The following is an 11,820-nucleotide window of genomic DNA, read 5'->3' on the forward strand; positions in this document are numbered from 1 at the left end:
TCGCTGTAGGATTGCCTCCCGAATTTCATCAAGGCCTATATGAACACCCTCCTGGAGCCTCCCAGTTTTTTCTTGCACCCCGCAGCCGTTTTGCGCTTAGCCGCCACTCTTGAATCTCCCACGCGCTTCCCAAATTTATTGGGCACGGGCAATACGCCCGTTGCTTCGCATGCTTGTGCGCGTCATTCGTTGACCCCGATGTTTCGAGAGGCTGAATAACCGATATGGAATGGATTGCAGATCCCACGGCCTGGCTTGGCCTGTTGACATTGATCGTGCTGGAGTTGGTGCTCGGCATCGATAACCTGGTGTTTATTGCCATTCTGGCGGACAAGCTGCCACCTGAGCAGCGCGACCGTGCGCGGGTTATCGGCCTGACGCTGGCCCTGTTGATGCGTTTGGGCCTGCTGGCCAGCATCTCGTGGATGGTCACGCTGACCGAGCCGCTGTTTGAAGTGTTTGAAAAGTCCTTCTCTGGCCGCGATTTGATCATGCTGTTTGGTGGCCTGTTTCTGTTGTTCAAGGCGACCATGGAGTTGCATGAACGACTGGAAGGCCACGTTGCCGAGCGCAAGTCGAATGCGGTGTACGCCCTGTTTTGGCCGATCGTTGCGCAAATTGTCGTGCTGGACGCAGTGTTCTCCCTCGACGCCGTGATTACGGCAGTGGGCATGGTTGAGCACTTGTCGGTCATGATGATTGCCGTGGTGATTTCCATCGGCCTGATGATCATTGCCAGCAAGCCATTGACCAAGTTCGTCAACAGCCATCCAACCGTGATCATGCTCTGCCTGGGCTTTTTGATGATGATCGGTTTCAGCCTGACGGCGGAAGGCTTGGGCTTCCACATTCCTAAAGGCTATCTGTATGCGGCCATCGGTTTCTCGATCCTGATCGAGCTGTTTAACCAGATCGCTCGCTCGCGCCGCAAACGCAGCTTGCAGGGCCTGCGGCCGATGCGTGAGCGCACGGCCCATGCGGTAATGCGCCTGCTGGGCGGTCGCAAGCTGAACGAGGATGAAGTGGGTGAGGAAATTGCCGACATGCTCGAAGGCGGGGAGGCTGAAGAGGTCTTCCACCGACGTGAACGGATCATGATCAGCGGTGTGCTGCAATTGGCAGAACGCCCGATTCGCACGGTAATGACCCCGCGTGCCGAGATTGATCATCTTGATCTGACCGACTCTGAGGAACAGATCCGCACCACCCTGATGCATTCTTCGTACTCGAGATTGCCATTGATCAGGGAAGGGCGCATCGATGAGCCTTTGGGTTTTGTGCACAAAAAAGAGCTGTTAAAGGAACTGTTGGCCGGTCACAAACCCGACCTTGAGGCGATGGCGCGCAAGGCCATCAACCTGCTGGACAGCTTTACCATCCTCAACGCCCTGGAGCAGATGCGCAAAGAGTCGACCCACATTGCGTTTGTGATCAATGAGTTTGGTGACTTTATCGGCATCCTGACCATGACCGACATTCTTGAGTCGATTGCCGGTGAACTGCCGGATGCCAGCGAAATTGCAGGTCCGAATATCGTGGCGCAAGGGGACGGGTATTTGGTCAGTGGCGCCTTGAACCTGAGCCAGATCACTCGGCATACCGGCTTTACTGCCAAGCCGACAGATGATTATCAAACACTGGCCGGCATGGTCATGAGTTTGCTCGATCGGTTGCCGGTGGTTGGCGACAATCTGACGTGGGAAGGCTGGAGCCTGACCGTGGCTGAAGTCGAAGAACGCCGCGTGACGCGGGTGTTGTTGACGAAGGAAGGGGTGTAGCAGCTGTCAAGTTTTACGAGGCTGCGTCCGGTGGCGCAGCCGTCGTAAGCCTTCAGTTATATCCGGAGTTATGGATGTACGAGGGAAATCCTTGGGAGCCGGACAATAAAAACCCGCCTGTTGAGGCGGGTTTTTTATTTACAGCAACTTACTGGTTGTCAGGCAATGCATAAGCAATCACGTAGTCACCACGATCAGGCGACTGGCGTGCACCACCGGCGGTGATCACCACGTATTGTTTGCCGGTTTTCGGCGAAACAAAGGTCATCGGGCCACCTTGGCTGCCGACGGGCAAACGGGCCTTCCAGGCTTCTTCGCCGTTGGCCGAGTTGAAGGCGCGCAGGTAGTAGTCCTGGGTGCCGGCAATAAACACCAGACCGCCTTGGGTGGAGAGGGTGCCACCCAGGGTTGGCATGCCAATTGGCAGTGGCAACTTCATTTTGATGCCCATTGGGCCCGTGTCTTCAACGGTGCCCACGGGTACTTGCCAGGCAATTTTCCGGGTTTTCATGTCGATGGCGGTCAGCGTGCCGAAAGGCGGCGCCTGGCACGGAATGCCGGCCACGGACAGGAAGCGGTTTTTGTTCACGGCATACGGCGTACCTTTAAGCGGTACAGCGCCCATGCCTGTGTTCAGTGCTTCGCCACCGGAAGACGCCTTGGCGTCTTTTTTCTGCGGCACCATCTGGCTCCACAAGCCCAGACGCATGTCGTTGACAAAGATGAAACCGTGCACCGGGTCAGTCGACAGGCTGCCCCAGTTCATGCCACCCAACGATCCCGGAAAACTCAACGACACGTCAGTACCCGGCGCGGTGTACAGGCCGTCGTAGCGCATTTTCTTGAAGGCGATACGGCACAGCATCTGGTCAAACGGCGTAGCGCCCCACATGTCCGACTCAGTCAGCGTTTGCGCGCCGATCTGCGGCATGCCCACCGATTTTGGCTGGGTTGGCGAGTACGGCTCGTTCGGAATGTTCGAGGCTTTGACCGGTACTTCTTTAACTTCAGTCAGCGGCTGACCAGTGTGGCGATCGAGCACATAGATCTGCCCGGCCTTGGTGCCGATCACTACGGCAGGCACTTGAGAACCATCGGCCTTGGTGAAATCGATGAGGCTTGGCTGCATCGGCAGGTCAAAGTCCCACAAGTCATTGTGGACGGTTTGATACACCCACTTTTCATCACCGGTGGTGGCGTTCAGTGCCAGTATCGAGGCGCCGTAGGTGTGATCCAGCGAGGTACGTTCGACACCATAAATGTCGGTGGACGAACTGCCCATCGGCAAGAAAACAGTGTTCATCAGCGGGTCATAAGACATCGGCGCCCAGCTGTTCGGCGTGCTGCGAACATAGGTTTTGCCGTCAGCCGGAGCCTGTTTGTCTTGCGGGTTGCCCGGGTCAAAAGCCCAGCGCATGGCGCCGGTGACCACGTCGAAGCCACGAATCACGCCGCCTGGCATGTCGGTCTGCACGTTGTCGGCAACACGACCGCCCACCACCACGGTCGTACCGGCCATCAACGGCGCGGACGAGAGCTGGTAATAAGAGTCGGGCACATCGCCCAAGCCGGCTTTCAGGTCAACCTGGCCGTGGGTACCGAAGTCTTCGCAGAACTTGCCGGTGTCGGCATCAACAGCAATCAGGCGGGCGTCTATGGTGTTGGTCAACAGACGGCGCTGGCAAGCTGCACCCGGCGCCACATTGACGGTAGCGGCAGGGGTGCTGCCATCGGTTGGAGCGGCGATGGCAGCGGTGGCATCAAAGTAAGCCAGGCCACGGCAACGCTGCCAGACCGCCGACTTGGCGTTGATTTCGTTCTTCCACAGCTCTTTGCCGGTATCGGCATCCAGCGCGATGATGTTGTTGTGCGGGGTGCAGATAAACACCTTGTCGCCCACTTGCAGCGGGGTCATTTGGTCTTCTGCGCCGTTGCCATCGCTGAACGCGATGTCGCCGGTGTGGTAAGTCCAGGCTGGCACCAGCTTGGACACGTTGCTGCGGTTGATCTGATCCAGTGCGGCAAAGCGGCTGCCACCTTCGTCATTACCGTAGTGTTCCCAGTTTTTCTGCGCTTTGGCCGGATCAACCTTGGTCAGGCCGGGGCCGTCACCTGTGGGTGCAACCGACGCGTGGGGCTGAAACATTCCCCAGAAACCAACAACAATGGCCACTGCGAGGGCAGCGCTCAGCGCATAACCACCGTTACCCTGCAGACCATTGGCCTTGCGCAGCGTCGGGTAAGCCAATGCCACCACCAGGCTCAATACGGCCAGGGCAAACAGCCGTGAAACCAGTGGCCAGAACACCAGCCCGGCATCTGCGACCGACCAGATAACCGATGCCACCATCACCGCTGCAAACAGCCAGGCACCGACCACACGGCGTTTAAACATCAGTACCGAAGCAACGAGCATCCCGATACCGGCAAGGACGAAGTACAGACTGCCGCCGAGCGTCGCGAGATAACCGCCGCCCGCTATAAACAGCAAGCCGAAGACCAGCACGCCCAAGGCGGCGATCCAGATTGGCCAACGGCTGACAGTGGCCGCAGGTTGAGACTTATTCATGGCGCATGACCCTATTAGATGCATGAAAGTGATAAGGAATTCAGGGTAACCAGCCATAACGGTAGCGCTGATTTCCAGGAAGGAAGCTCAGGCGGATGCCGCATCGTCAGGAACAGACAGATGCACACGGGTTATGAACTAAATGGTTAATTGCCGACACAATATCAAAAAAATCGCGCCTGCGACAAATTGTCAGTCGTCATCAGCGAGAAACACTGTTGTGGAACGCGTAATAATCGAGGGGAGAAGGAGGGCGGTACAAAAGGAGAATGGCGGATTTGTTTGCTATTTGTGGGGCCCACGAACAGGCACGATGCCGCGTTCGTGGGGAGAAACCTGGTCCAAGGGCGAGGAAGATGAGATTGTCGTACGTTTTACCCATCGCGAGTGCGGGCACGACATTGGTTTGGGAACTGTGTGCCCAAACTGTGGCATACACGTTGAGCGTAAAGACCTGGAAGCAAAAATCAGCGAACAATTTGCCGCAGAACGCGAACAAAGGCGGGTGGCTTATAAAGCGAAGTAAAAGGTTAGAAGTTGGGGTTATTTAACTCTACTAAATGACTGTTTAGTTGAGTTATACCCAAAGAGTGCTTAGAGGCGGCGGCTAAACATATGTGTGTGACTGGTCAGGGCACTGTTATTCATTTCTTGCTGGATTTTTGAGAAAACCCTATAGCCATAAAGACACAGCCCGGTATCCAGAAACCAGCGTTTCCAGTGCCTAATCCCACGGCTAACATCGAGATTCCTACTGCAAACACAATGCTTTCTCCATGTACGAGGGCTTGTAGCAAGGGGCCAAATCTAGCACAAAGATCAGCCTGGGTAGCACATCAGGTATTCGGCCTGGCCTGTTTGCTCGTCAATTTGCTCTTTGACCCGTTTAAAACCTTGCGACGTGTAGAAGCCGACACTGGGCGTGTTTTCCTTGTAAACAGAAAGGCTCAACTCCTTGCGAAGACACTTGGCATGATCGAGTAACTGTTTACCAAAGGCCTTTACATCTATGCGCGGGATCAACAAACAAAGCAGCCAATTGGCTATCCAATCGACTCAATATTGGCTTGCCAAAAAGACGCGTCGATAAAATCATGCGCCTTGATGGATGCACTCAGCCAGATATCCAGCAGTCGATCCATGTCGCGTGGTTCAAATTTTCTGATCATTTTTAGTTCCAAGGGATTGGGACATGAAACGGTGGTGATTATGCATGCAAGGCGAGTGTTGAGAGGTTCGCATGTGGTGGGTGTGGATTGGTAGAGATGGATTGATCGGAAGATTTCAGGGGGTCGAGAGGATCGCCATTTCCTGGCTTGAAATTTGGCCTGCGCTGGGTCTGTTGGCGCAATGTCAATATTCGCATAATGTATATTATGTTAAACAAGGTGCTATGTTAAGAGTGTTCATGAGGCTCGTAAAACACTGATTCGACAAACCCGCTTCTGGCGTCCACTCTCTCAACGGGCCATGTACTTCGTGTTCATGGCGAGTCATTGAATGAGGTGGCTGCCGATGAAGCTGATTCAATGCCGTTTCTCTTCAGGTCAGCGTGTACCGCTGCTCGTGCAGACTGGAGATGCGACGCCGTTGCCCATACTTGTCCCGTTCATCTACGTTCAACTCAAGCTACGGTACCGCGCTTACAACACTACAGCTGCGCATCTGCGCGCGATCCAGGCTTTCTATAGCTATGCCAAAAGTCGAGAAGTTAATATTGATGACGCCATCTTGGCTTGCCACTTTGAGGCGGTTCTGGCGTTACTTGACGGTTACGCCATCTGGCTCCAAAGCGGCCGACAAGCCGACAACTTGGTCGGCCGAATCGGCACTTCTGGAACGGAACCTTTTCCGCAGATCGATCCGCGTACCCGTGACCAGTACCCTGGTGTGTCACACGATACATCCCGCGCGCTCGTCAAAAATCAAGCAAGCTGGCTAACATCGAGGTTGTATTTGCAGATGTTGCCGACGTCATTGAACGGCGCTTTGAGAGCCATATCATCAATGTTCGTCCCGACCGCACTCGTTACCGCAGCCTGACAGATACACAACTTCAGATCGTTCGCACGCTGATTCGCCCGGGCGCCGCGGAGAATCCGTTTCATCAGCTCTTCTCCTTGGCTGCTGCTAACGATCCACCAGATGTTTGCGAAAGCGCTCCAGCGTGCTGCAACGGTAACATCATAATGAATCGCCGCTGGTTTCATAAACTGCTCGAAGGGCCGCAATGGATCGACTGCTGCCCTTTGTGACAGGTAGCAAACGGCCAGGACAAGTCATCACCAGTCAGCAGCACGCTTCAACCGGCAAAGACATTGCGAGCATAATGAATCATCCCCGCATGTGAGTAACATCATGACCGAAGCCCAACGCTGGACAGTGAAATGCCAAGATCCTGCGGATGGAAGTGGCGATATCATCGTCGACTTGCCACCTGAACTACTCGCCAGTTTAGGATTGAGCGTCGGCGACGCACTGACCTTAGAAGTGATCAACGGCGCGATAGTTCTGACGCCGAAGTCTAACCACTCAGCTACACCCTGAATCGTACTGGCGCGCTTTACCTAGTCTTCAAACGGGCATACGCGAACAGAACATCTGAGCGGCAACGATCGGACTAAACGACAGGTCATGTCATTCCAGACTTTTTACATCTATGCCAAAAGTCGAGATCTGGATATCGATGACACCATCTTGGCCTGCCACTTTGAGGCAATTCTGGCTGGCCCAGGTCCGAAAGGTGATTGGCAGTCCTCTGAGGATGGGCAACTCATGCCATTGCTGGAGGCGTGCTACCATATCGCCACCCTACCCTAGCAGCCTCTCTGTCTTCAGGTAATTGCCATGGACGACGTAGTAGTAACGCATTCGGATGTGTATCAGAGCTGGCAAGACCATCTCTTCAATTTCAGTCTTGACGACCCCGCGACAAAAGCACCTGGGCTACGAAAGCCGCAACTTGCTGCGCTCTACACAACCCTCGGTCATCTGGTGGTTGATCCCTACTCTACCGCAACCGTGGTAATGCCAACGGGCACCGGGAAGACCGACACCATGCTTGCGCTGGTAATCGCTGCAAGAATGGCAAGAACGCTAGTTTTAGTTCCTTCGGATGCCCTCAGGACTCAACTGGTGGGTAAGTGCACGGAGATGAAGACGCTTCGTACAGTGGGCGCTGTGTCTGACACAGCGCGCAATCCAATCGTTGCTGCCATCTGCTCGAAAATGTCTGAGGTCGAGGTTGCTGAACTGGCATACGCGAACATCATTGTGGCTACTCCCCAAGCCTTGTTACTGTTCGACGAGGTCACGCTAGGCATGTTGGTGGAAACATGCAGCCACCTTATGATCGATGAGGCCCACCACGTTGCCGCGATCAGCTGGAGTCGAATCAAAACAGCCTTCAAGGGTAAACCCTGTATCCAATTTACGGCTACACCATTTCGAGAGGATGGCTTGGCCCTGGAAGGCAAGATCATCTATAACTACCCTCTTCGGGACGCTCAGCTCGATGGCTATTTCAAAGGCATCGAGTTTCACCCGGTGCGAGAATACAACCTGGATCTGTCCGATCAGGCCATTGCTGACAAGGCTGTTGAGTTGCTTAGGGCAGACCTACAGGCTGGATACGACCATCTGATGCTGGTACGGGCCAAATCTCAAAAACGTGCAACAGACCTTTTTGAGATCTATAAGCAGCACACCGACCTGTCTCCCGTCCTGATCCACAGTAAGGTACCGAACCAGGCCAAGGTTCTGGGTGAGATCGTCAAGAAAAAATATCGGATCATTGTTTGTGTCGACATGCTTGGGGAAGGTTTCGATCTGCCAGAACTGAAAATCGCCGCAATTCATGACCAACACCGCAGTCCAGCTGTCACGCTCCAGTTCATTGGCCGGCTGACAAGGGTTGATGCTGCTTTAGGGGACGCCAAGTTCGTTGCCAATATCGCCAATCAGAAGACTGACCATCAGATGGCAGCACTCTACAAAGAGAGTGCCGACTGGGGGGCAGTTATCCGTGACGTGAGCCAGGAAAAAGTCACCCATGAAATCGAGAAGGAAGTCTTCACCGAGCAGTTTACCGATGGTGATGATGCGCATGTGATTTTCGGGCTCAACCCAAACCCCAAAATTAGCGCGGTGGCTTATCACATTTCTGCCGAGCAGTGGAAACCTGAGCGAGCGCGCAGCCTTGACGGGCGCAGGGAGGCACTCCACTACATTTCGATCAATGACGAAGCCGACACGGTCATTGCGGTGACACGGCGAGAAACGTTGGTTGGATGGGCGCTAACCGAGGAAATCGTCGATACCAACTGGGTCTTGTACCTAGCTTTCTTCAATGAAGCCCAGAAAACCCTATTCATCCATACCTCTGGTGATGACAGCCAGGCGACACGCTTTTTGAATCTTGTGGCCAAAGAGCCTCGTCGCATCCATGGTGAACCAGTCTTCCGCACACTTCACGATATCAAACTCATGAAACTGCAGAACGTAGGTTTATCGCGTGCCCGTAAAGATCTTCGGTTCACGATGCATGTAGGGCGCGATATCAACCAGGTGATCAGCGACATTGAGAAAGGTAACGCCAAGAAATCCAATATTTTCGCGACAGGATTCGAGGGAGGAGAACGAACGACTGTGGGCTGCTCGCACAAAGGCAAAATCTGGGAAATGAACTCCTCCGCAATCAATTACTGGGTCGAGTGGTGCAGACACATTTCGGTCAAGCTCAACGATGCAACGATAGACCCGGGCGACGTGCTCAAAAATGTCATGCGGGCTGAAAAAATTGAAGACGCTTGGCCGAGAGGGCTTTTTTACGCGGACTGGCCTGAGTCTATCGCGATCGAGAACGAGCAAAAGATCGCTCTGTATTTCCAGGGGGAAAGCTTCAACCTGCTGGATGTCGAGCTAGGTAAACCTGAGTACGAGGATGCGCTGACCTTGGCCATCCCGGTATATGTTGCCGGCGTCGACGACGAAGAACGTCGCCTCACGACAATCTCCATCAAACTGCTGGAGGACGGGTACAAAACGTCCTGCCCTGGCTTGAAAATTCTTTTTTCCCAAGAGATGCCATTTGATTCTTATCTAGATGCGGAGCCGCTTGTCCTGTTACGAGTAGACGGGTCAATGGTTTATGGGAACTACCGCCATTACTCACCCAACAGTGTGGACGTCAGATTGCCTGTAGGCCTGCTCGAACCGTGGAATTGGGGGGCAACAAAAATTTACCAAGAATCCATGCGGGCTGAGCAACGCATGGACACCGTGCAAGGTTTCACCTACGACAAAATTGTTGACGAGTACACAATCGTTTTCAACGATGATGGGAAGGGGGAAATTGCTGACTTGGTCGCAATTCGTGAAAGCAAAGATGCTATCAATATCGATCTCTACCACTGTAAGTACTGCCCTCAGACGGATGGGGTGGCCGCGCCTGGGGCTCGCGTCAGTGACGTCTATGAGGTGTGCGGGCAAGCCTCCAGATCAGTGAAATGGCTATCCACCGGCGAAAAATTCTTTGATCGATTGATGGATCGCTACCAGCAATCGCTTCCCAAAGGCTTCGATAGAATCCTCAAAGGAACACCGCACGAGCTGGAGATACTGCGCAATAAATGTCACGACCACGAGCTGATTTTCAAGTTTGTGATCGTACAGCCAGCGATCTCAAGTCAGAAAATATCGAACGAGCAGTTGGCTGTCTTAGGAACGAGCTATTCATACATCAAGAGCATTTCAGGATCGGACATAAAGGTAATCGTTAGCCCATAGCGCCTTGCTGTCAGCGGAGCTGTCAAGGCCGCTCTGACATCACGTCGAATACCTACGCCCTGCCCCCTCGGTTAGCAATCAGCGAGTGCGTGCAAGGCCATACAAAAAACGCCCCTCACGACGGAAAATCCATAGCCCGCGCGTCATCGGATGATCTTGAACTTCCTTTCGAAGTTCTGGACGGCGATTTGATGATCGGATTGTTTGGCGAGCTTCACTACGAATAGGCCAGACAGGTCAACGGATGTGGGCACCGTGCGCCACGGCGTGATATTTCTGCGACCACATGGCGAATCAAGCAACAAGCTTCTTGAGAGAATGCTTTCGCCGGTTACCCCAACGACACCTCAAGCCTGATCGTGATTCCGGGCTGGGAATGTGGAACAACAGGTTCTCAACTGCCGCCCGAAACTTGGCATGGGGCGCTCAATCATGCACCAGGCCTGGAACTTCATCAGCCAGCACCTCACAAAAGGCCGGGCAGCAGAATCTTCAGCTGAAGGAAAACAAACCATACGAAGCAGCCTCCGCTGGCCAAGAACAAGCTAATAAGTACAAACCGACTTAATGGGCGCATCGTGTTTTGCCACTGCGCGATAATTCGAGTGAATGTCAGCGCAGAGGCGTCGGTGCGAAACAGATAGATAAGCCCTTCTGCATAGGCAGACACCATCAGATTTCGATGCGTCGGTTGCTCCGAGCGGAAATCCAGCGAGCCGTCAAACCAGCGCACCACTAAATCGCCCTCCTTGCCTACCTTAGCCATTTTCACCTCGCTCCCATTCATGACACTCAAATGGATGTTACGCAGAGGTGTATTGAGTGGGCAAATTCGGTGTCCCGGCATGAATTCCTGGAACTCGTTCGGCTTGGAATCCTCTCGCCAGATCGTTGTAGATGTCAGCTGGGCGTACTCATGAAGTGCATACTCTATCCGTGCGGATGCGAACTCACCAAAGCCACCGTAGGCTGGAATGTCACCACGCCGAGTGATTTCAAGCGCAAGCTGATGTTTACTGGACTCTGGCTTGATTATACCCGTATCCATTTCATAGGGCTTAACGCTCCACCAGCGTCGTAATTCATCCTCAACGAGCGCGAGCAACCAGCGCCGCGCTTCGACGCCAAGGCACTCATCCTTCCCAGCAAGTGTTCGCTTTAGCAGAACCGGACATTTCCACTCGAACCAAATTACCGCCAACAAGTAGAAGCCCCCGCCGATCAGCAACCAGCTCAAAGGCCCGACCGCTGACTCTGCACCTTTCAGCGGGGGAGCAGCCTGAAGGAATGCGGCAACCAAACCTCCCACCGTTGCGAGCTTGATACCGGCGCCAGACTTCATCCGCGACCAGAACGACCAACTCGTCATTTGTCGAAACCGGTGATACGCCATTTCCTGGCGCGTGTTGCGTCGCTCAGCTAGGGCGGGCCTGTAGACCTCTTCATTCGGGAATTCATCGCAAAACCAGGAAATCCAGCTGAACTCAAACCGCTTCTCCCGACGCTTGTAACGACGGTGCTCTTTTTCCGATTCCGCTATCCTCCGGATCATCTCATCGGTAAGCACGAAGGCCTTTTTAGGCTTGATTGAGTCGTTTTGGTTGTTTTGGTTTTCAGGTTCTGTTGGTTTGTTTTCAGCTGACAATGTGCTGCTCCTTGTCTGTTTGCTTCCTCGGGCTGTGAAAG

Annotated in this window: 7 protein-coding genes and 1 pseudogene; 5 read left to right on the top strand and 3 right to left on the bottom strand. The window is 53.9% G+C overall.

From position 1 onward, the window contains the following. The first annotated feature begins 224 nt into the window (after positions 1-224). On the top strand, positions 225-1,778 hold the full coding sequence (locus QMX84_RS00405) for a TerC family protein (protein WP_262125888.1): 1,554 nt from the start codon (positions 225-227) through the stop codon (positions 1,776-1,778). Positions 1,779-1,926: 148 nt separating this feature from the next. Here the strand turns inward: QMX84_RS00405 and QMX84_RS00410 are convergent, their stop codons facing one another. Next, the gene (locus QMX84_RS00410; RefSeq protein WP_282362805.1) at positions 1,927-4,347 is read right to left on the bottom strand and encodes a glucose/quinate/shikimate family membrane-bound PQQ-dependent dehydrogenase; all 2,421 of its coding nucleotides are present in this window, start codon (positions 4,345-4,347) and stop codon (positions 1,927-1,929) included. Positions 4,348-4,660: 313 nt separating this feature from the next. Here QMX84_RS00410 and QMX84_RS00415 point away from each other — a divergent pair, with 313 nt between their 5' ends. Beyond that, positions 4,661-4,873, top strand: a complete 213-nt coding sequence (locus QMX84_RS00415; protein ID WP_282362806.1) for a hypothetical protein — start codon at positions 4,661-4,663, stop codon at positions 4,871-4,873. 293 nt (positions 4,874-5,166) lie between these two features. Here the strand turns inward: QMX84_RS00415 and QMX84_RS00420 are convergent. Then, positions 5,167-5,516: pseudogene (locus tag QMX84_RS00420) on the bottom strand (GNAT family N-acetyltransferase). Positions 5,517-5,862: 346 nt separating this feature from the next. On the opposite strand from QMX84_RS00420, the gene QMX84_RS00425 reads away from it, so the two are divergent. The 3 genes from QMX84_RS00425 to QMX84_RS00435 all read left to right on the top strand — a co-directional run bounded on the left by QMX84_RS00425 (position 5,863) and on the right by QMX84_RS00435 (position 10,134). After that, the gene (locus tag QMX84_RS00425) at positions 5,863-6,390 is read left to right on the top strand and encodes a hypothetical protein (RefSeq protein ID WP_282362807.1); all 528 of its coding nucleotides are present in this window, start codon (positions 5,863-5,865) and stop codon (positions 6,388-6,390) included. A gap of 315 nt (positions 6,391-6,705) precedes the next feature. Further along, positions 6,706-6,894 (top strand): AbrB/MazE/SpoVT family DNA-binding domain-containing protein, encoded by a 189-nt coding sequence (locus QMX84_RS00430; RefSeq protein ID WP_282362808.1) that lies wholly within the window; start codon positions 6,706-6,708, stop codon positions 6,892-6,894. A 300-nt stretch (positions 6,895-7,194) separates the two neighbouring features. After that, positions 7,195-10,134, top strand: a complete 2,940-nt coding sequence (locus QMX84_RS00435) for a DEAD/DEAH box helicase family protein (protein WP_282362809.1) — start codon at positions 7,195-7,197, stop codon at positions 10,132-10,134. Positions 10,135-10,600: 466 nt separating this feature from the next. On the opposite strand, the gene QMX84_RS00440 is transcribed toward QMX84_RS00435, so the two are convergent. Continuing rightward, positions 10,601-11,779, bottom strand: coding sequence for a hypothetical protein (locus QMX84_RS00440; protein ID WP_282362810.1), 1,179 nt, complete (start codon positions 11,777-11,779; stop codon positions 10,601-10,603). Positions 11,780-11,820: the final 41 nt, after the last annotated feature.

It is taken from the genome of Pseudomonas sp. PS01297, assembly GCF_029959305.1.
Lineage (GTDB): Bacteria > Pseudomonadota > Gammaproteobacteria > Pseudomonadales > Pseudomonadaceae > Aquipseudomonas > Aquipseudomonas helleri.

Excerpts from the sequence above, each read along its gene's own strand:
- QMX84_RS00405 (WP_262125888.1), top strand. The coding sequence starts at position 225 with ATGGAATGGATTGCAGATCCCACGGCCTGGCTTGGCCTGTTGACATTG.
- QMX84_RS00410 (WP_282362805.1), bottom strand. The coding sequence starts at position 4,347 with ATGAATAAGTCTCAACCTGCGGCCACTGTCAGCCGTTGGCCAATCTGG.
- QMX84_RS00415 (WP_282362806.1), top strand. The coding sequence starts at position 4,661 with ATGCCGCGTTCGTGGGGAGAAACCTGGTCCAAGGGCGAGGAAGATGAG.
- QMX84_RS00425 (WP_282362807.1), top strand. The coding sequence starts at position 5,863 with ATGAAGCTGATTCAATGCCGTTTCTCTTCAGGTCAGCGTGTACCGCTG.
- QMX84_RS00430 (WP_282362808.1), top strand. The coding sequence starts at position 6,706 with ATGACCGAAGCCCAACGCTGGACAGTGAAATGCCAAGATCCTGCGGAT.
- QMX84_RS00435 (WP_282362809.1), top strand. The coding sequence starts at position 7,195 with ATGGACGACGTAGTAGTAACGCATTCGGATGTGTATCAGAGCTGGCAA.